General features: G+C 67.7%; 16 protein-coding genes. 8 read left to right on the forward strand and 8 right to left on the reverse strand.

What is annotated here, in order from left to right; genetic code table 11:
- Positions 1–2: 2 nt before the first annotated feature.
- From B2J86_RS08945 to mnmA, 4 genes are all read right to left on the reverse strand, one after another.
- Positions 3–866 (reverse strand): hypothetical protein, encoded by an 864-nt coding sequence (locus B2J86_RS08945; RefSeq protein ID WP_216842336.1) that lies wholly within the window; start codon positions 864–866, stop codon positions 3–5.
- A gap of 9 nt (positions 867–875) precedes the next feature.
- Positions 876–3,200 carry a filamentous hemagglutinin N-terminal domain-containing protein gene (locus B2J86_RS08950; protein ID WP_173025290.1) on the reverse strand — a complete coding sequence of 775 codons (2,325 nt, stop codon included), beginning with the start codon at positions 3,198–3,200 and terminating at the stop codon, positions 876–878.
- A 75-nt stretch (positions 3,201–3,275) separates the two neighbouring features.
- The gene (locus B2J86_RS08955) at positions 3,276–4,898 is read right to left on the reverse strand and encodes a ShlB/FhaC/HecB family hemolysin secretion/activation protein (RefSeq protein ID WP_371736333.1); all 1,623 of its coding nucleotides are present in this window, start codon (positions 4,896–4,898) and stop codon (positions 3,276–3,278) included.
- Positions 4,899–5,573: 675 nt separating this feature from the next.
- Positions 5,574–6,689, reverse strand: coding sequence for a tRNA 2-thiouridine(34) synthase MnmA (mnmA, locus tag B2J86_RS08960; protein WP_173025292.1), 1,116 nt, complete (start codon positions 6,687–6,689; stop codon positions 5,574–5,576).
- A gap of 61 nt (positions 6,690–6,750) precedes the next feature.
- On the opposite strand from mnmA, the gene B2J86_RS08965 reads away from it, so the two are divergent.
- The 7 genes from B2J86_RS08965 to B2J86_RS08995 all read left to right on the forward strand — a co-directional run bounded on the left by B2J86_RS08965 (position 6,751) and on the right by B2J86_RS08995 (position 14,708).
- Positions 6,751–7,710, forward strand: coding sequence for a LysR substrate-binding domain-containing protein (locus B2J86_RS08965; RefSeq protein ID WP_173025293.1), 960 nt, complete (start codon positions 6,751–6,753; stop codon positions 7,708–7,710).
- A gap of 225 nt (positions 7,711–7,935) precedes the next feature.
- Complete coding sequence (gene tcuA, locus B2J86_RS08970) at positions 7,936–9,387, forward strand: FAD-dependent tricarballylate dehydrogenase TcuA (RefSeq protein ID WP_173025294.1); 1,452 nt, start codon at positions 7,936–7,938, stop codon at positions 9,385–9,387.
- Positions 9,374–10,555: a tricarballylate utilization 4Fe-4S protein TcuB gene (gene tcuB / locus B2J86_RS08975; RefSeq protein WP_169168719.1), complete on the forward strand. Its 1,182-nt coding sequence runs from the start codon at positions 9,374–9,376 to the stop codon at positions 10,553–10,555. The genes tcuA and tcuB overlap by 14 nt, the downstream gene beginning before the upstream one ends.
- Positions 10,556–10,622: 67 nt before the next feature.
- Positions 10,623–11,417, forward strand: a complete 795-nt coding sequence (locus tag B2J86_RS08980; protein ID WP_240964776.1) for a class II aldolase/adducin family protein — start codon at positions 10,623–10,625, stop codon at positions 11,415–11,417.
- A gap of 315 nt (positions 11,418–11,732) precedes the next feature.
- A complete protein-coding gene (locus B2J86_RS08985) occupies positions 11,733–12,725 on the forward strand; it encodes a tripartite tricarboxylate transporter substrate binding protein (protein WP_173025295.1) in 993 nt (330 codons plus the stop codon).
- The gene (locus B2J86_RS08990; protein WP_169635006.1) at positions 12,722–13,702 is read left to right on the forward strand and encodes a D-2-hydroxyacid dehydrogenase; all 981 of its coding nucleotides are present in this window, start codon (positions 12,722–12,724) and stop codon (positions 13,700–13,702) included. The genes B2J86_RS08985 and B2J86_RS08990 overlap by 4 nt, the downstream gene beginning before the upstream one ends.
- A 19-nt stretch (positions 13,703–13,721) precedes the next feature.
- On the forward strand, positions 13,722–14,708 hold the full coding sequence (locus B2J86_RS08995; RefSeq protein WP_173025296.1) for a tripartite tricarboxylate transporter substrate binding protein: 987 nt from the start codon (positions 13,722–13,724) through the stop codon (positions 14,706–14,708).
- A 44-nt stretch (positions 14,709–14,752) separates the two neighbouring features.
- On the opposite strand, the gene B2J86_RS09000 is transcribed toward B2J86_RS08995, so the two are convergent.
- The 3 genes from B2J86_RS09000 to B2J86_RS09010 form a co-directional block, all read right to left on the reverse strand.
- Entirely contained in the window at positions 14,753–15,238 is a 486-nt protein-coding gene (locus B2J86_RS09000) for an NUDIX hydrolase (RefSeq protein WP_169168722.1), read from the reverse strand.
- Positions 15,239–15,306: 68 nt separating this feature from the next.
- Complete coding sequence (locus tag B2J86_RS09005; protein ID WP_169168723.1) at positions 15,307–15,831, reverse strand: GNAT family N-acetyltransferase; 525 nt, start codon at positions 15,829–15,831, stop codon at positions 15,307–15,309.
- Positions 15,828–16,535: a riboflavin synthase subunit alpha gene (locus tag B2J86_RS09010; RefSeq protein WP_173025297.1), complete on the reverse strand. Its 708-nt coding sequence runs from the start codon at positions 16,533–16,535 to the stop codon at positions 15,828–15,830. Before B2J86_RS09010 ends, B2J86_RS09005 begins: the two co-directional genes overlap by 4 nt.
- A 208-nt stretch (positions 16,536–16,743) precedes the next feature.
- Here B2J86_RS09010 and B2J86_RS09015 point away from each other — a divergent pair, with 208 nt between their 5' ends.
- The gene (locus B2J86_RS09015) at positions 16,744–17,355 is read left to right on the forward strand and encodes a LysE family translocator (RefSeq protein ID WP_173025298.1); all 612 of its coding nucleotides are present in this window, start codon (positions 16,744–16,746) and stop codon (positions 17,353–17,355) included.
- Between the two features lie 78 nt (positions 17,356–17,433).
- Here the strand turns inward: B2J86_RS09015 and B2J86_RS09020 are convergent, their stop codons facing one another.
- On the reverse strand, positions 17,434–18,804 hold the full coding sequence (locus tag B2J86_RS09020) for a sensor histidine kinase (protein ID WP_173025299.1): 1,371 nt from the start codon (positions 18,802–18,804) through the stop codon (positions 17,434–17,436).
- Positions 18,805–18,809 lie beyond the last annotated feature (5 nt).

Raw genomic sequence — 18,809 nt, forward strand, 5'->3', positions numbered from 1 at the left:
CGCTATTCCTTGTCCAGGGCCCGCGCCGGAGATGCCCAGCGAACCACGCCGGCCTTCAAGGGTTGGGCCGGCACCCGTGCGGCCTGCGGGCTGGCCTCTTCGCCGACGTCGTAGGACCCGAAAACGTCCCGGGCGGAGCGGATTTCGGGCAGTACATACACAATGCCGTCCGTTCCGGTGAAAGCAGGACTCACCACGTTTTCGTAAAACCTGGCGGGAATATTGATGCAGCCATAAGAGATTCGGCGCTCTGACGGCGACGAACTCGCTAGCCTCGCGGCGCGGCGCTCCCTGGCGTTGCTGGTGACGACACGGTGCATGGAAATGGCGGTGTCGTAGTCGACCCAGAGAATTTCCTCGCCCTTCAGGCTTTTGTCCAGGTTGGCCACGAAACGGCCGGCCGGCGTGGTGCGCTCCTCGGGGCGGATGGCGGACAGCTTTTTGGTGCCGATGCCAGGCACCGAGTGATCGCCGACGGCCAGGCCGAGCAGCGCGGGAGAGTCTCCGCGCAGCTGGCCCTGGGCATCGAACACGAAGACCTTGGCGTCCCGCTTGTCGATGATGACAAACGGCCTGCCCAGGTTGTCGCCTGAATCCACCACCCAATGGGCCACATGCCGTGCTTCTGCGGAGGCCTGGGCCTGTTCGAAGTGGGCGCGTTTTGAGCCTCTTCCCGCCAATGGGGCTTGCGTTTGCGTGACCGCCGGACTGGTGCCGGCATCCAGCACAGCCTCTGCCAGCCCAGGCCCTGGCAAGTGCGCAGCACCATGGGATGCATGCGCCGGGGTGCAGACCAGTCCTGCGGCCAGCAAGCCCTGGAAAATCTGTCGGATCAGGAGTGCCGATATTTTTTCAGGGTTTCCCATGGCAGCCTTTTAGTTGCGTTCCGGTTTGGGCTTGCGGACGGGCGCCTGGTATTTTTCGGGCGGCGCTGCGACGGGCGCCGCCGCAGGCACAACGACCTGTGGAGCCGGTGGCGCTTCAACGACCAGGACGGAAGCCGGCGCAGGCGCAGGCGCAAGCACCGTCAAAACATACCCGGGAGGCGTGGCGGCAGGTGGTGCGGGCGGCGTCCACACGGGAGGCAATGGCGCGTTCCCTTCAGGGCGAACCGTGACGGGCGGAGCAACGACCGGCGGGATCACGGCGGGCGGTGGTTCCACGACGACGGGCAGTGGCACAACCACGGGTGGTGGCACCGCCGCCGCTGTGATACTCGCGGTGGTGGTGGAGACAGCAGGACCGCAACAAGGAGTAGCCAACGCGTATTGATTGGCGTCTGCGCCGCCCAGGCTGTAGCCGGTCAAGGTGATGGTCTTGTTCGTCCCCACGTCCGGGGTATCGAATTTGGCCGTGCTGCCGGGGCCTGCAGCCAGTGTCACACCGGCCGGACTTCCCTTCAGTGAAGAGACCGTTGCCGTGGTGGTCCCGTCGGCGTCTTTGTCTTGGCCCTGCGCAAACACCAGCATGTGCTGGATGGGTGCGGCACCAATGATGTTGACGGAATAATCCGTGGGCGTGGCGTACGCGACCGGGTTGTAATTGATGGTCGTGGGCGCATTCGTGACGGTAGCAGGCGCCAGCGGATCAAAAACCACCGTGCCACCGCCAACGCCTGGGGCACCGGCGCCATACCCGGCGCTCAGTACCAGGCCCAGCGGCAGGCCCAGGCTCTGGCCGGGAACGATGGTGGTGGTGTGGGTCAGTGTGATCTTTCCCGCGATGTTGACATCGTTGGCCGCGCAGATGCTGACATTGCCGTTGGTCGTCGACAAAGCGCCTTCCAGGTTGACGTCATTCCCGGCGCTGAGCAAAACGCTTCCGTTGGTCGTCGTGATGTCTGCGCCCAATTTCACATTCACATCGCGCCCACAGCAAACCGCCAGGTTTCCATTGGTGGCAGTGATGGACTGGTTGATGTTGACGTTTCCGTCGGCCAGCAACGACAGCGTCGTCGGACTCGAACTCGCTGACCATGCAATGGCATCGTTGACGTGAATGTCGCCGCTGCCGGTCTTCGCCGTGCTGATGGTCACGCTATTGGTCACCAGCTGGGCTGACAACGTTGTGCCAGAGATGTTGTCCGTGGACAGGCTCCCAACGGTGAATTCCCGTGTGTTGATCCGCCAGGTGCCCGTAGTGTCCTGTGGGGCCGCAGTCGAAGTGACTTTCACACCGCTGGCAATTTTTACATCGGCCGCAGAGGTTTCGATGAAACCGCCATTGCCGCCGGCGGGTGCAGAAGCGTCCAATGTGCCAGCCACGTTCATCGTGCCGTTTTCCATGCCGCCGAGCAGTTTGATCGTGCCGTTTTCGCCGGCGACCAGCGTCTGCGCCTGGATCGTGCCGGTGTTGTTGACGGCACTGGCCAGCAGGCTGCCCGCCGCCTGCGTGGTCAGCAATACCTGGCCGCCGTCGGCCTGGACCATGCCGCCGTTGGCCACCAGGGCATTGATCGCACCCTGGTCCACCGTGATGTTGAGCAGCTTGTCGCCCGCCATGTCCAGCGTGACGGCATTGCCGGCCGCCAGCGCGACCATGCCCAGCCGGGCAGCAATGACCCCCTGGTTGCTGACGTTCGCACCCAGCAGCGCAACATAGCCGCCATCGGCCGCCTTGATCGCGCCCTGGTTCTCCACCGAGCCGGTGCCGGCGCCCGAGAACTTGTAGTTGTTCGCCATGAAGTTGGCATCCGAGATCGCCAGCGTCGAAGCCACCAGCCCGCCCACGTTCACCGACGCGCCGTTGCCGAACAGGATGCCGTTGGGGTTGACCAGGAACACCTTGCCATTGGCCGTCAGGCTGCCCAGGATGTGCGATGGATCCGATCCGACGACGCGGTTCAGCGCCACCGAGCTGCTGCTCGGCTGATCGAACCGAACCGACTCGCCGGCATTGATGCCAAAGCTCTGCCAGTTGATCGCCACGTTGGGCGTGGTCTGGGTGATCGTCATGTTGCCCGCCGTGCCGCCAATGGTGGCGCTGCCGGCCGACACCACGCCGCCCGCCGGCTGGGCATAGGCACTGGCCCCGCAGGCCATCATCAAGGAAACGGCCAGGATTTTCAGCCGGAAGCTGCCGCCGGCGCCCGCCGCGGCCGTGCAGGACGAGATTTTCTTGCCGGCGCTGCGGGTGTTTTCAGAAACGGCCACGAAGGTGCCGGTCTGGTCGTTCCAGATGGAGCGGTGAATGAGGTTCATGGAATTCTTTCGCGTGTTCTTCAAAGTTCGGGGTCGGTCCGGCGTTGGCGCAGGCGCAGCCTGCGCTGGACGGGGTCAGAAATATTTGACGGCCTGAACCCAGAACCGGCCCGACTTGTCGGGTGCTGAAGTTGCCGCGTCGTGGCCCAGCTTGCGGGCGTAAAACGCCCTCACCAGAAAGTTGTTGGTGTCCGACCAGTTCACGCCGACGCCCGCGCCGCTCAGGGTTCTGCGGTTGTCGCCAGTGCTCCACGGGTTCTTGTTGATCGTCACGCTGCCAGCGTCAATGAAGCCAATCAGCTGTACCTGGCCGGGGAGCTGGTAAGGCGTGGGGAGCCGCATCCGGGCTTCCAGTGCCAGGACATAGCCTTGGTCCCCATAGGCTTCGCCTTCGGGATAGGCGCGCACGCCGTACATGCCGCCGAGTTCCATTTTTTCCGACACATCGAGGTTTTTCGAAGCCACCTGGCCATTGATGCCGGCATACAGCGAGACCGTGTCCGTCACGTTTTGCAGCCGCATGGCACTGAAACCCAGCTTGCTGAAGTGGCCCTGGCTTTGCGCACTTCTCGCGTCCAGGGCCTTGATCGCTGGCGTTGCGATGTCGATGTTGCCAACGGACCAGGTGACCGAATAAGCCGTCAAACCGCCGCGCCCCAGATCGTCCCGGTGGTCACCGCGCAGGCTCGCCATCAGCACCTGGGCTTTCTTGTCTTCCCTTGGTGTATCCAAGTTCAGCGGTCGCTTGTCTTGAAACGTCTTGGCGTCAAACGCAAGACCGGCGTACAGATTGGTATTGCGTGAACGGACCAAAGGGTAGCTGCCGTACACGCTCGCAATCTTGGCCGTCCCGGTGGCCTGCGCGTATGTGAATTCCCGGCCCAGTTCGTAGCCCAGCCAGCTGTAAGCCACGCCGGCCGTTGCCTTGCCAAACTGCATCTGGTAGGACGCCCGGGCATAGTTCAGACCCGTGCCCGAGGTCAGCACGCGCAGGGAAGCGACGTCGCCATGCCCGGCCGCATTGTTCAGGTTCACCGTCGCTCCGAGACGGTACTCGCCGGTGTAGCGGTTGCCGGCATTGTCGGCATCGATGCTGCCGGTGACGCGCTGACCTGGAAGGACGTCGACGATCAGATCGGACGCGCCGACGGATGCGCCCGGCGCCAGGGTGGAGGTGACTTTCACGCCAGGAATGTCCGACAGCATCAACAGGCGGCTTTCCAGCGGCGCGATGGCGACCATGTCGCCGCTGTGGAGTCCCTCAAGCTGGCTTTGGATCAGCCCATCGGACAGCGCGCTCTTGTTGCGCACGACCACCTTGCCGTACTGGCCCTCGATGACGGCAATGGTGACCGCGCCGTCCGTGATCTCCTGGGCGGGCAGATAGGCCTGGGCCACGAAATAGCCACTGCTGCGGTAACGATCGGTGATTTTCAAAGCCATGGCGCGCAGATCGGCCAGGGTCAGTTCGCTGCCGGGCTTGAAGCCTGTCAACGCCACCAGTTCGGCTTCGGGATAGATCTGCATGCCCGTCACCTGCAGGCGGTTGACGATGATTTTTACGGCGTCTGGCGCGGCAGTCGCTGGCGCACTGCTGGGCGCCTCGATGCGGATAACGGGTGCGGCCTTTTGCGGGCTGGGAGACGGAGGGATCTGCTGGATCTGGATGCCGGCGCTGGGGGGCTGCTGGGCGAACACGGCCTGGCTCAGGGACAAGAGCGCAAACGGAAGGAATTTATTTTTTAACACAAGCTGCCCTTGGCATGACTGACGTTTGATTCGGAGCGAACGCAGTTCAGGGCGCGGCTAAGGAGGGGCAAGTCTCGAAAAAATCCTGTGTCATCTTGTGACTTATTCGACTTTTTGCCTTATGGCTATTGAATCAGTGAATTTGATAAATTTAAGTAATTGTTTGTAGGATGGCAGCCTGAAGTGAAGTAGTGCGAGAGAAGTGTGAGCGCGACACACATCGCGATGGGTCCGGGTAAGGAAGAGAATGCATCGCGTTTAAGCCAGCTGCTGGCTGTCCTATCTCGGACGCTGGCATGGGCGGCATGTATCGCCCTTGTTGATGGGCCACGCTGTGCTGCACGGATCCACAGTCGATTCAATCCACGGCTAGAGCGCGCTCATGCGAAAACCCGTGCACCTCGGCCGCTGGCCGACCAAGCGATTGCGGCGCCAATCCCGGGCAATGGGTTTGGGCGCGCGTGAGTAGCGGCCAACCGCTCGCTGCGCGCTTGAAGCTTCTTTAGCGCCGAGAAGGCGCGCCTCGCTCTTCGGCGCTCAAAGGTCAACAGCCTTTGATCATGTAAACATTCTGCATGTTTTGATAAGACGGTTGCACCTTCCCCTTGAACCGCCCCGCGAAACCTAGACCCGGTCCACCGCCGCGATCACGCCGCCGCCCAGGCACACCTCGCCGTCGTAGAGCACGGCACTCTGCCCGGGCGTGACGGCCCACTGCGCCTCGGGAAACTGCAGGCCAAAGCCGGCCGTGTCCGCGCCCGCGAGCGTGCAGGCCGCATCCTGCTGGCGGTAGCGCGTCTTGGCCGCATAGGCGCCGGGGGCCGGCGCGTGGCCCGCGGTCCAGCTCGCGTCCTGGGCGTCCAGGCGGTGCGAGAGCAGCCAGGGGTGATCGTGGCCCTGCACCACGCGCAGCACGTTGGTGCCGAGTTCCTTGCGCGCCACGAACCACGGCGCATGCTCGCCGCCGCCGCGCTGCGCGCCCTTATCCTTGACGCCGCCTATCCCTAAGCCCTGGCGCTGGCCCAGCGTGTAGAAGGACAGGCCCACATGGCGGCCGAGCTTGCGCCCGCGCTCGTCCAGGATGGGCCCGGGAGCATGCGCGATGTAGCGGTTCAAAAACTCGCGGAACGGCCGCTCGCCGATGAAGCAGATTCCCGTGGAGTCCTTCTTCTTGGCGTTGGGCAGGCCGATCTCGGCGGCGATGCGGCGCACCTCGGTCTTGTGCAGCTCGCCCACCGGGAACAGCGTTTTGGCCAGCTGCGCCTGTGTCAGCCGGTGCAGGAAATAGCTCTGGTCCTTGGACGGATCGAGCCCCTTGAGCAGCTCGAACAGGCCGGACTGCGGGTTCTGGCGCACGCGCGCATAGTGCCCGGTGGCAATCTTCTCGGCGCCCAGGCGCATCGCGTGGTCGAGGAAGGCCTTGAACTTGATCTCGGCGTTGCACAGCACATCGGGGTTCGGCGTGCGCCCGGCCTGGTATTCGCGCAGAAACTCGGCGAACACGCGGTCCTTGTACTCGGCGGCGAAGTTGACATGCTCGATCTCGATGCCGATCACGTCGGCCACGGCGGCGGCGTCGACGAAGTCGACGTTGGACGAGCAGTATTCGCTGTCGTCATCGTCTTCCCAGTTCTTCATGAAGATGCCGACCACCTCGTGGCCCTGCTGTTTGAGAAGGTGGGCCGTGACGGCGGAGTCCACCCCGCCAGACAGGCCGACCACGACGCGCTGCTTGTTCATAGGTGTGCGATTATCCCAGCCATCACGCAGTGTGATGTGTGACAGGGACAAGGAAACTCCAATGGAATTGCGGCAATTGCGCTACTTCGTGCGCATCGTCGAACTCGGCTCCATGGGCCGGGCTGCGATCGACCTCGACGTGGTGCAGTCGGCGCTGAGCCAGCAGATCAGCCGCCTCGAAGGCGAGCTGTGCACCCGGCTGCTGCAGCGCACGGCCAAGGGCGCCGTGCCCACCGAGGCCGGGCTGGCCTTCTTCCGCGAGGCGCAACTGGCGTTGCGCCACGCCGACCAGGCCGCGCGCGCGGCGCAGCAGGCGCGCCTGACGGGCACCGTGAGCGTGGGCCTGTCGCCGACCACGGCCTCGGTGCTCGGCGTGCCGCTGATGCGCGCCATGCACGAGCGCTACCCCGACGTGCGCCTGCACATGGTGGGCAGCCTCTCCGGCCACCTCTCCAACATGCTCAACGCGCGCCAGCTCGACCTGGCCGTGCTGTTCGACACCCAGCCGGCGCGCCGCTGGAGCGTGCTGCCGCTGCTCGAAGAGCGCCTGTTTTTGATCCGCTCGATCCGCCACCGCGCGCCGGACCAGGCGCCGCTGCCGCGCCAGGTGTCCCTGGCCGCGCTGGAGGCCGAGCCGCTGATCCTGCCCACCGGCCCGCACGGCCTGCGCAGCCGGCTCGACACGGCGTTTGCCCAGGCGCGCGTGGCGCCGTGCATGGCCATGGAAATCGACTCTCTCGAGCTGCTGATGGACGCCGTGGACATGGGCCTGGGCAGCACCATCCAGCCCTGGGCCGCCGTGGGCCGCTACAGCGACGCGGCGCAGCGCTTCGAACTGGCCGAGATCGAGGACGGCCCGGCCTTCCGGCCCGCCGCGCTGTGCAGCCTCTCGGACGACGAGCTCTCGCCCGCGGCGCTGGCGGCGCGCGTCGTGCTGGCCGACTGCGTGCGCGAACTGGTGCAGTCGGGCCAGTGGATCGGCGCGGCGCTGGTAGCGCCCGCCGCCCCCCACACGCTCTGACCGGCCGCCTGGCCCCCTCGGGGCTTGCCGCCACCGAGTCATCACGATTCGTGATGGGGCCATGCCCGCACGCCCCCTGCGCAGGCGGCGGTGTTCTTCCTACAGTCGGCCCTCCCCGATGAATGGAAGATCCACCGTGTCCGCCCTTGCCTTGCCTGCGCACCGCACCGTCGCCGCACCCACCCGGGTGCGTGAACAGCCTCCACTCCGCCTGGGAGTGGCGGCATGAGCCCCGACGTCCTGGTGATCGGCGGCGGCAACGCCGCCCTGTGCGCCGCGCTGATGGCGCGCGAGGCCGGCGCCAGTGTGCTGCTGCTCGAATCGGCCCCACGGGAATGGCGCGGCGGCAACTCGGCCCACACGCGCAACCTGCGCTGCATGCACGATGCGCCGCAGGACGTGCTGGTCGAGGCCTACCCCGAAGATGAGTACTGGCAGGACCTGCTCAAGGTGACCGGTGGCCTGACCAACGAGCACCTGGCGCGCCTGGTGATCCGTGCCTCCTCGACCTGCCGCGACTGGATGCGCAGCCACGGCGTGCACTTCCAGCCACCGCTGTCGGGCGCGCTGCACGTGGCGCGCACCAACGCCTTCTTCATGGGCGGCGGCAAGGCGCTGGTGAATGCGTATTTCCGCAGCGCCGAAAAGCTCGGCGTGCAGGTGCGCTACGAAGCGCCCGTGGACCGCATCGAGATAGAAAACGGCCGCTTCGTCGCTGCCCATTGCAAGGGCGAGCGCATCACGGCCAAAAGCTGCGTGCTGGCTGCGGGCGGCTTCGAATCGAACCGCGACTGGCTGCGCGAAGCCTGGGGCCAGAACGCGCGCGGCGAGTGGCCCTCCGACAACTTCCTGATCCGCGGCACGGCCTACAACCAGGGCGTGCTGCTGCGCCACCTGCTCGAGGACCACGGCGCCGACCGCATCGGCGACCCGACCCAGGCCCACATGGTGGCCATCGACGCGCGCGCGCCGCTGTACGACGGCGGCATCTGCACGCGCATCGACTGCGTCTCGCTCGGTGTGGTGGTCAACCGCGAGGCCGAGCGCTTCTACGACGAGGGCGAGGACTTCTGGCCCAAGCGCTATGCGATCTGGGGGCGCCTGGTGGCGCAGCAGCCGGGGCAGATCGGCTACTCGATCATCGACAGCAAGGCCATCGGCCGCTTCATGCCGCCCGTGTTCCCCGGCGTGAAGGCCGACAGCTTGCCCGAGCTCGCGCAAAAGCTCGGCCTGCCCGTGGACACCTTCATGCGTACGCTCGATGCCTACAACGCCGCCTGCCGCGTGGGCACGTTCGACCACACCGCCCTCGACGATTGCCATACCGAAGGCATCACGCCCGCGAAGACGCACTGGGCCCGCCCCCTCGACACGGCGCCCTATTACGGCTACGCGCTCAAGCCGGGCGTGACCTTCACCTACCTCGGCCTGCACACCGACGACACGGCGGCCGTGCGCTTCAACAACCAGCCGAGCGACAACCTGTTCGTCGCCGGCGAAATGATGGCCGGCAACGTGCTGGGCAAGGGCTACACGGCCGGCGTGGGCATGAGCATCGGCACGGCGTTCGGCCGCATCGCCGGCACCCACGCGGCCTTGGCATCAAAAAGGCCTGCAGCGCTTGTACAGAAAGCGCCAGCAGCTACAAAACAAGGAGTAAACAATGCAGTCGCTTGAAGCCCTGACGCGCGACGCCCGGGCGCTGGCGAACGGCGATGTCGTGCTGTCCGCCGCCGAGACCGAGGTGGCGCGCCAGATGCAGATCTGCAACGCCTGCCGCTACTGCGAGGGCTTCTGCGCCGTGTTTCCGGCCATGACGCGCCGGCTCGAATTCGGCAAGGCCGACATCCACTTCCTCGCCAACCTGTGCCACAACTGCGGCGCCTGCCTGCACGCCTGCCAGTACGCGCCGCCGCATGAATTTGCGGTGAACGTGCCCCAGGCCATGGCCCAGGTGCGCGGCCAGACCTATGCCGACTATGCTTGGCCGCCCGCGCTGGGCCAGCTCTACCAGCGCCAGGGGCTCACGCTGTCGCTGGCACTGGCCGCGGGGCTCGCGCTGTTCCTGGTGCTGGCCGTGGTGCTCCACGGCCAGGGCCTGGCTGCGCTGTGGGGCACGCCGCAGGGCGGCTTCTACGGCATCTTCCCGCACAACCTGCTGGTCGGCCTGTTCGCGCCGGTGTTCCTGTTCGCCACGCTGGCGCTGTCCCTGGGCGTGCGCCGCTTCTGGCGCGACGTGGCGCCGGCCACCAGCGGCGCGCCGCTGTCGCCCCCGGCCACGGCCGAGGCGGCCGACGCGGTGCTGCGCCTGAAATACCTGGACGGCGGCCACGGCGATGGCTGCCACAACGAAGACGACGCCTACACCCTGTCGCGCCGGCGCTTCCACCACTTCACGTTCTACGGCTTCCTGCTGTGCTTTGCCGCCACCAGTGTGGCCACGCTCTACCACTACCTGCTCGGCTGGGTGGCCCCCTACGAACTGCCCAGCCTGCCCAAGCTGCTGGGCGTGGCCGGCGGCGTGAGTCTGATGATCGGCACGGCTGGCCTGTGGCGCCTGAACCTGCAGCGCCATGCGCTGCACGGCGACGCAGCGCAAAAGCCCATGGACCGCGGCTTCATCGCGCTGCTGTTCCTCACCAGCGCCAGCGGCCTGCTGCTCTGGCTGGGCCGCGGCACGCCGGCGCTGGCGCTGCTGCTGTGCCTGCACCTGGGCGCGGTGATGGCGCTGTTCGCCACGCTGCCCTACGGCAAGTTCGCCCACGGCATTTTCCGCACCGCCTCGCTGTTGCGCCATGCGGTGGAAAAGCGCCAGCCCCACCCGATCGGCCTGGGCGCCGACTGACCGAACCCCCCGACGACTCCGCCGTCGAGGCACCGATGGCTTTGCAAAACCAAGAAAGAGACTGCATATGGCGTACGACGATATCCCGAAGCTCCAGATTTCCTCGATGAAGAACCAATGCTCGGAGGCCGAGTGGAAAGCGCGCGTCGACCTGGCGGCGTGCTATCGGCTGGTGGAGCATTTCGGCATGGCGGACATGATGGCCAACCACATCTCCAGCCGCGTGCCGGGGGAGGACGACGCCTTCCTGATCAATGCCTACGGCATGATGTACGGCGAGATCACGGCGTCCAGCCTGATCAAGGTCAGCCATGACGGCACCGTTCTCGCCAAGCCCGACTTTGGCGCGCTGGACTATGGCGTCAACAAGGCCGGCTACGTGATCCACAGCGCCGTGCACGATGCGCGCCCCGAAGTCGATTGCGTGATCCACACACACAGCTGGGCCTCGATGGCCGTGTCGTCGCTTGAGTGTGGGCTGCTGCCCATCACTCAGACCGCCATGCGCTTTCTGAAGATCGGCTATCACGACTACCAGGGCGTGGTGCTCGACACCGCCGAGCAGGAATCCCTGATTAAAGACCTGGGCCAGGGCGAGGCGCTGATCCTGCGCAACCACGGCGCGTTGACCGTCGGCCGCACCGTGGGCGAGGCGTTCAACTGGATGCACCGGCTCGAACTCGCCTGCCGCTCGCAGCTGGCGGCCATGGCCTGCAACACCCCCTTGGTCCAGGTGCCGCAGGCGGTGTTGCACGAGACCTGGAACAACTACCAGCCCGGCACCCGGCGTCCCTATGGGGTGATGGAGTGGCCGGCCCTGCTGCGCATGCTGGACCGCCTGGATCCCAGCTTTCGCACCTGAGCGCCACCCCGTACCGGCTGTGCGCCCACCCCCGCATCCGCTGGGCCGCCGCGCCCGCGCCGCACGCGGCGCCGCGGCGCATGCCCGGCCGCCCGGCCCCGCCCAGACCACCGACATCGCACCGGGCCGCACACGGCCCGGTGCCCACGCTTTTGACCCGCCGCACCGGTCCCCCCACGGGACGCGGCTCCGACTGCCGCACTGGCCACCGCCCCAGGGGCTGGCGTTGCCACGTCGGGGTCGAAAACCCGGCAAGGCCCTGCCGCGCTGAGCGGCCAGGCCTTGCATTTCACACAAGAACCACCGGAGACAAACATGCCCGATTCTTTGACCCCCCTCGCCCGGCTTCCGCGCCGCCTCGTCTCGGTCGCCCTGTTGGCGAGTCTGCTGCCCATGGGCTCCCACGCCCAGCAGCGCAGCTGGCCCGCCAAGCCCGTCAAGGTCGTCGTCGCATTCACCGCGGGCGGCACCACCGACATCCTCGCGCGCGCCGTCGCGCAGAAGCTCAACGAGAAGCTGGGCCAGTCGTTCATGGTGGACAACAAGCCCGGTGGCGGTGGCAACATCGGGACGGCCGAAGTGGTGCGCGCCGCGCCCGATGGCCATACCCTGATCGTCAATTCGGTGGGCCCGATTTCGATCAACCAGTCGCTCTACAAGAAGATGTCCTACGACCCGCTCACGGACCTCGTGCCCGTGGTGCAGATCGCCGATGTGCCGAACGTTCTGGTCGTGCACCCCTCCGTTCCGGCGCAAACCTTCGAAGAGTTCGTGGCGTACGTGAAGTCCCAGCCAGGCAAGCTGAGCTATGGCTCGACCGGCATCGGGACCTCGTCGCACCTGTCGAGCTACATGCTGACGCAGCGCATCGGCAGCGACACCTTGCACATTCCCTACAAGGGCGCCCATGCGCTGAACGACCTGCTCGCAGGCCGCCTGGAGTTCATGTTTGCCACCATCCCTTCGGTGATCCAGCACATCAAGGCCGGCAAGCTGCGCGCATTGGCGGTGTCGAGCCCCGTGCCTTCGCGCTCGCTGCCCAATGTTCCCACCGTGGCTGAAAAGGGCTTCCCCGGCTTCGCCGCAGGTTCCTGGTTCGGCTTCTTTGCACCCAAGGGCACGCCCGACGCCGTGGTGGCGGTGCTGAACAAGGCCGTCAACGAGGTGCTGCCTTCGCTCGAGGAGCAAATGGTGCGCGAAGGGGCCGATCCGATTGGCGGCACACCGGAGCAGTTCGGCCAGTTCACGCGCCGCGAGTACGCCAAATGGAAGCTCATCGTGCAGCAGTCCGGGGCCACGGCGGAATGAACACGGGAGCCGCCGTTCGAATCCTCCTGTCGGAGGCGGCCCGGCTGCGGCTGGCGCCGGCCCTGGTGCAAGCGGCCGGCAGCAGGCCGCTGCACTTCGTGCAGCCGGGCGAAGGCGAGGCCGACCTGGCCTTTGTCTCGCGCGACGTGACCGGCCTGTCCACCAAGCACCGCGTGACGCCCGAGACGCAGGCTTTTTACGACGCGCTGCGCGCAGCGTCTGCGCTCCAGTGGGTGCATGTGCATTCGGCGGGCGCAGACCGTCCGGTGTACCTGGAGCTGCACGGCCGCGGCGTTGCGCTCACCACGTCGGCGGGTGCCAATGCCGATGTGGTCGCGCAAACGGCGCTGGCCGGCCTGCTGGCGCTGGCGCGGCGGTTTCCGCAGCTGCAGGCGGCGCAGCGCGCGCACCAGTGGGCGCCGCTGATCCAGACGGGCCTGCCGCGCGACCTGCGCGGCCAGACTGCCGTGGTCGTCGGCTGGGGCGGCATTGGCCAGTACCTGGGGACGATGCTGCAGGCGCTGGGCCTGCATGTGGTGGCCGTGCGGCGCCAGTCCGCGCCACCGCACGGCGGTCTGGAGACCGTGTCGTACGACGAGCTCGACGCCGTCTTGCCGCGCGCCGACTGGCTCATCCTCGCCTGCCCGCTGACCGAGCGCACGCGCCAGCTGATCGGTGCGCGGGCGCTCTCGCGCCTGCCGTCGGGCGCGCACCTGATCAACGTGGCGCGCGGGGACGTGGTCGACGAGCCGGCGCTGGTGGAGGCGCTGCGCACCGGGCGGCTGGCCGGCGCCCACCTCGATGTGTTCGCCCACGAACCGCTGGCGCGGGATTCGCCGCTGTGGGATCTGCCCAACGTCATTGCGACACCGCACAGCGCGGGCTTTTCCGATGCCAATGCCGCGCGCGTCGATGAGGCCTTCGTCGACAACTTCCAACGCTGGCTGGCAGGGACCGGCTTGCGCAACCGCATCTGAGAAATAACCAGGAGAAACCATGATGAAACTTCAACACCTTGTCCATCGCAGCGCGCGCCTTGTGGCCGCAGCGGCACTGCTCGGCGCCACCGTGGCCGCCGCCCAGGACTTTCCACCCCAGAAGCCCGTCACCCTGGTGGTCGGCTTCGCCCCGGGCGGCGCCGCCGACGCGGCCGCGCGCCTGATCGCCAAGAAGCTCGGCGAAAACATCGGCCAGTCGGTGGTGGTGGACAACAAGGGCGGCGCGGGGGGCAACATCGCACACCAGTTCGTCGCCAACGCGGCGGCCGATGGGTCGGTGCTGCTGTTCGGTTCGGTCGGCCCGCTGACCATTGCCCCGCACCTGATGAAGCTGTCCTACGACCCGTTCAAGGACCTCGCAGCAGTCTCGGGCGGCGTGAACTTCCCCAACGTGCTGGTGGTGCACAAGGGCGCCGGGGCCAAGAACCTGGCCGAGTTCATCGCGCTGTCCAAGAAGAAGCCCGGCAGCGTGGACTTCGCCTCCACGGGCGCGGGCTCGGCCTCGCACCTGGCGGGCGAGTTGTTCAACCAGCGCGCCGGCGTCGACATGGTGCACGTGCCCTACAAGGGCGGCGCGCCCGCGCTGCAAGACCTGCTGGGCGAACGCATCACCTCGTACTTTGCCGCGCCGCCCACCGCCATGCCGCACGTGGAAACGGGCAGGCTGATTCCGCTGGCGACCACCGGCCTGACCCGGCCCGCCTACCTGCCCAACATTCCCACCGTGGCCGAGTCGGGCTTCCCAGGGTTCGAAGCGCTCAACTGGTACGCCTTCGTGGCGCCGGGCAAGACGCCGACGCCGCTGCTCGAGCGCTGGAACAAGGAGATCGTCAAGGTGCTGAACGACCCCGGTGTAAAGGAAGCGTTGCTCAAGCACGGCCTCACGCCCCAGCCGACCACGCGCGCCGAACTCACCGCCTTCATGAAGAAGGAATCGACCCAGTGGGCCGCGATCATCAAGGAGCGCAAGCTCACGGCGGATTGAGCGGACTGAGGGCGCGGCCCGCCGCTGTCACCTGCGCGGCGGGGTCAGCCCGCCGGCTGCAGCACGCTCGCGTCGGTGTGCACCAGCGACAGCGGAAAGCGCTGGCCCGCCAGGTAGTCTTCGAGGCTGCGCAGAAGCAGCGGGCTGCGGTGGCGCCCGGGGCAGGCGCGGATCTCGTCGGCCGTCATCCATACGGTGCGCACGATGCCCGCGTCGAGCGTGCGCCAGCCGTGGTGCGCGCCCAGCGTGCCGGCAAAGGCAAAACGCAGGTAGGTGAGGTCGTCGCCGGTGCGCGTCTTGGTGAAGCGGTTCAGGTACACGCCCACCAGCGCGCTCGGCGCGAATTCGTGCGCGGTCTCTTCCAGCACCTCGCGTGCGCAGGCGTCGGCCGGAGCTTCGCCGGGGTCGAGGTGGCCCGCCGGGTTGTTGAGCTTGAGACCGTCGCGGGTTTGCTCTTCCACCAGCAAAAAGCGGCCACCCTGTTCAATGATGGCCGCCACGGTGACGTTGGGTTTCCAGCGATTTGGCATGGAGCGCATTATCGCCAAGCAACCCTACAGCCCGATGACGGGGCTTGGCTGCGCGGTGCGGCGCATGCTCAGGGCGCGCCGCCGTCCAGGCGCCGCAGCATGTAGACCGCACCGGGGCCGTAGCTGGCCAGCCGCGCGCGCTGCGCCGCCTGGTCCAGCGCCTGCACCGCATACCCCTGCCGCTCCCAGTACGCCCGCGAGCCCTGCACCGACACCAGCGCCGAATGGCGCAGGCCGCGGGCAGTGGCCCCCGCCCACAGCCGCGCCAGCAGCGCACGCGCGAGGCCGCGCCCGGCGAACTGCGGCAGCACGGCCATGTCGTGCAGGTAGAGCGTGTCGGGGATGCCTGGTGCGGCCACGGCCTCAAAGTCGCCCTGCAGCGGCGTCACTTTGTGGCGCACCGAGTGGTAGGCCGCCAGGTAGGCCACGACCTGTCCGGCGTGTTCGAGCACCAGCGAGCAGTTGGCCGGGCTGGCCAGGCGGCGCGCAAAGACCTGCGCCCCTTCGACCAGCGCCGCGCCATAGCAGGCCTGCTGCACGGCCAGCAGGCCGGGCAGGTGCTGGGGCGCGAGCGCGCACACGCGCGCGCTCACTGTGGCGTCTGCACCTGCGGGCGCAGGAAGTCGTCGAGCGACAGGCCCTTTTCCTGCAGGATCGCTTCGAGCACGGGCTGCAGCGCGCCCAGGCTCTCGTGCACGGCCTCGCGCACCGTGTCCACCAGCACCTGCGTGCTGCGCTCGATCTCGATGTTGAGCGCGTCGCCCACCTTTTTGGCTTCAAACACCGTGGCGCGGCGCGTCTCGGGGATCAGCCAGACCTCGAACCAGCCCTCGGCGCGGTTCACCTCGGACACCGTCAGGCTCGCGCCGTGGATGGCGATGTAGCCCTTGGCAAAGATGTATTTGCGAAACGGCTCCGGCACCGCCACGCGCCAGACCAGGTTGTTGTCGAACTCGCGGCGCTCGATGAGGGTGCCGGTGAAATCGACATGGCCCGACAGCGGGTGGCCGCCTATCTCGGCGCCGTCCTTGGCCGCGCGCTCCACGTTCACGCGGTCACCCTGGTGGTAGCGGCCCAGCGTGGTCACGTTGAGGCTTTGCAGCATCACGTCGAATGCAGCCTGCGTGGGCGAGAGGATTTCCGTCACCGTGAGGCACACGCCATCGGTGGACACGCTCGCGCCAATGGCCAGGTCCTGGCAAAAGCCCGGCGGAAAATCGAGCGTGAAAGTCCGCAGGCCGCTGCGGTCGTGGATGGCGGCAATGGTGGCCGTGGCCTGGACGATGCCTGTGAACATGGCGCGGCTTTCCGATCAAAAAACGGGTGGATGGGCGGGGACGGGCGCGTTGCGGTGCCGCACGGGCGGCAAGCCTGGTAATTTTGCCACCCGGGCACCGCTGCCGCGCCGCGCCGGGCCCAGGCGCGCAGTTCCTTCGGCGCAGCCCTGCGCCCGGGCGCCCTCCTATACTGGCGCGCCCGGTTGGCCCCCAGTGAAGGAACGCCCCATGGCCTTGCACACCTGGTTGATCTATCTCGTGGCCGCCCTCGGCCTATCGCTCACGCCTGGCCCCAACAGCCTGCTGGCGCTCACGCACGGCGCGCTGCACGGGCACCGTCGCACGCTGTACACCGTGGCCGGCGGCGCGCTCGGCTTCGTGGCCGTCATTGCGCTGTCCATGCTCGGCATCGGCGCGCTGCTGCAGGCCTCGGCCAGCGCACTGTGGGTGCTCAAGTGGGTGGGCGGCGCCTACCTGGTGTGGCTGGGTGTGCAGCTGTGGCGCGCGCCGCCGCTGAACCTGCAGGCCGCGCCCGGCGCGCCGTTCCCGCGCCGCAGCCAGCTGTTCCGCCAGGGCCTGTTCGCGGCGGTGTCCAATCCCAAGGCGCTGCTGTTCTATGGCGCCTTCCTGCCCCAGTTTCTGGACCCGGCACGCAGCCTGTGGCTGCAGTTCGCGGTCATGGCTGGCACTTTTGCCGTGATCGAGTGCGTGGTCGAATACCTGCTGGCGCGGCTCGCGCACCGCATCCGCCCGGCGCTCGAGCGCTTTGGCAAGCGCTTCAACCGCGTCTGCGGCGCTGCGTTTGCGGCCATGGGCGTGGCGCTGCCGCTGGCGCGCTGAGGCGCCAGGCACGCGCGCCACCCACCATCCAAAAAAGCCCGCAGAACAAGCCGTCTCTGGGGCGCCGCAACCGGGCCTTCAACCGGCCGCCGGCAACTGGAGCAGAAACCGCGCGCCGCCCAGCGGGGAATCCAGTGCCTCCACGCTGCCCCCGTAGGTCTCGGTCAGGGTGCGCACGATGTCCAGGCCCAGGCCTGCGCCAGGGCGGTGCTCGTCAAGCTGCACGCCGCGTTCGAACATGCGCGGGCGCTGTTCGGTTGGGATGCCGGGGCCATCGTCGTCGATGGTGAAACACAGCTGGCCGCCCTCGCGCCGCACCGCCACGCGCACCCGGGTGCGCGCCGACTTGCCGGCGTTGTCGATCAAGTTGCCCAGCAGCTCGTACAGGTCCTGCTCCTCGCCGCGAAAGACCAGGCCCTCGGCATGCGCCGGCTCTGCCAGCGCAAAGTCCACCTGGCGTCCGGTGTGCAGGCGCGCCATGGTGCGCAGCAGCGCCCGCACTGGCTCCAGCACCGGCGTGGCCATGCCGGTGGCGCGCACGGCGGCGGCGGCGCGGGCGCGCGCCAGGTGGTAGTCGACCTGGCGGCGGGCGCTGGCCACCTGCTCGCGCACCAGCTGCGCCAGCGGGCTGCCTTCCTGCGCAGCGGCATTGGCCAGGACGGACAGCGGGGTGTGCACCGCGTGCGCCAGGTTGCCGGCCTGGGTGCGCGCGCGCTGCACCATGTCGGCGTTCTCGGTCAGCACATGGTTGAACTCGGCCACCAGGGGCTGCAGCTCCAGCGGAAATTGCCCTTGCAGCGTCGCGGCATGGCCGCTGCGCACGGCCGCCAGGCGTTCGCGCAGCAGCTTCAGGGGCCGCAGGGCCAGCTGCAGCTGCAGCGCCACGGCCACGGCCAGTCCCAGCGCCAGCATGGTTAGCGCAATCAGCAGCAGGTGGGTAAAGCGCTGCAGCGGCTCGGCCAGCAATGCCTTGTCGCCCGCCACCACCAGGTGCAGCGGCGGCGCGGCGTCCTCGGGCAGTTGCAGGGGGCGCGCCACGGCCAGCAGTTCGTGGCCCTGGGCATCGTGCAGCTGCAGCACGCGGTATCCGGCAGCGGGGTATTGCGCCGGCGGCGGGGGCAGGGTCAGCACCTGGTCCCACAGCGAGCGCGAGCGGGCCACGGCGGCCCGGGGCTGGCCTCCCAGCTGATCCACCTGCCAGTACAGGCCCGACAGCGGTTGCTCCAGCCGCGCGTCCGCCCCCATGGGCGCCACCGCCACGCGCCCACCCGGCCCCCAGTCCACGGCGGCGCTCAGGTGGTCGAGCTGCATCACCAGCTGCGCCTGCAGCTGCTGCGTGATGTGGTCCAGAAACAGCGCGCGCAGCCCCCAGCCGGCCAGCGCGATGGTGAGCAGCATCCAGGCCAGCGTACCGGCCAGCAGGCGCAGGCGCAGCGAGCCGCCGTTCATGCCGC

The organism is Acidovorax sp. SRB_14, from assembly GCF_012932145.1.
In the GTDB taxonomy this organism is placed as follows: Bacteria; Pseudomonadota; Gammaproteobacteria; order Burkholderiales; family Burkholderiaceae_C; genus Simplicispira.

Bases quoted from the DNA above. Each gene is read 5' to 3' on its own strand.
- B2J86_RS09015 (WP_173025298.1), top strand. From the start codon at position 16,744: ATGGCCTTGCACACCTGGTTGATCTATCTCGTGGCCGCCCTCGGCCTA.
- B2J86_RS09020 (WP_173025299.1), bottom strand. From the start codon at position 18,804: ATGAACGGCGGCTCGCTGCGCCTGCGCCTGCTGGCCGGTACGCTGGCC.
- mnmA (WP_173025292.1), bottom strand. From the start codon at position 6,689: ATGAACAAGCAGCGCGTCGTGGTCGGCCTGTCTGGCGGGGTGGACTCC.
- B2J86_RS08990 (WP_169635006.1), top strand. From the start codon at position 12,722: ATGAACACGGGAGCCGCCGTTCGAATCCTCCTGTCGGAGGCGGCCCGG.
- B2J86_RS08995 (WP_173025296.1), top strand. From the start codon at position 13,722: ATGATGAAACTTCAACACCTTGTCCATCGCAGCGCGCGCCTTGTGGCC.
- tcuA (WP_173025294.1), top strand. From the start codon at position 7,936: ATGAGCCCCGACGTCCTGGTGATCGGCGGCGGCAACGCCGCCCTGTGC.
- B2J86_RS09000 (WP_169168722.1), bottom strand. From the start codon at position 15,238: ATGCCAAATCGCTGGAAACCCAACGTCACCGTGGCGGCCATCATTGAA.
- B2J86_RS08950 (WP_173025290.1), bottom strand. From the start codon at position 3,200: ATGAACCTCATTCACCGCTCCATCTGGAACGACCAGACCGGCACCTTC.
- B2J86_RS08985 (WP_173025295.1), top strand. From the start codon at position 11,733: ATGCCCGATTCTTTGACCCCCCTCGCCCGGCTTCCGCGCCGCCTCGTC.
- B2J86_RS09010 (WP_173025297.1), bottom strand. From the start codon at position 16,535: ATGTTCACAGGCATCGTCCAGGCCACGGCCACCATTGCCGCCATCCAC.
- B2J86_RS08965 (WP_173025293.1), top strand. From the start codon at position 6,751: ATGGAATTGCGGCAATTGCGCTACTTCGTGCGCATCGTCGAACTCGGC.
- B2J86_RS08945 (WP_216842336.1), bottom strand. From the start codon at position 866: ATGGGAAACCCTGAAAAAATATCGGCACTCCTGATCCGACAGATTTTC.
- tcuB (WP_169168719.1), top strand. From the start codon at position 9,374: ATGCAGTCGCTTGAAGCCCTGACGCGCGACGCCCGGGCGCTGGCGAAC.
- B2J86_RS08980 (WP_240964776.1), top strand. From the start codon at position 10,623: ATGGCGTACGACGATATCCCGAAGCTCCAGATTTCCTCGATGAAGAAC.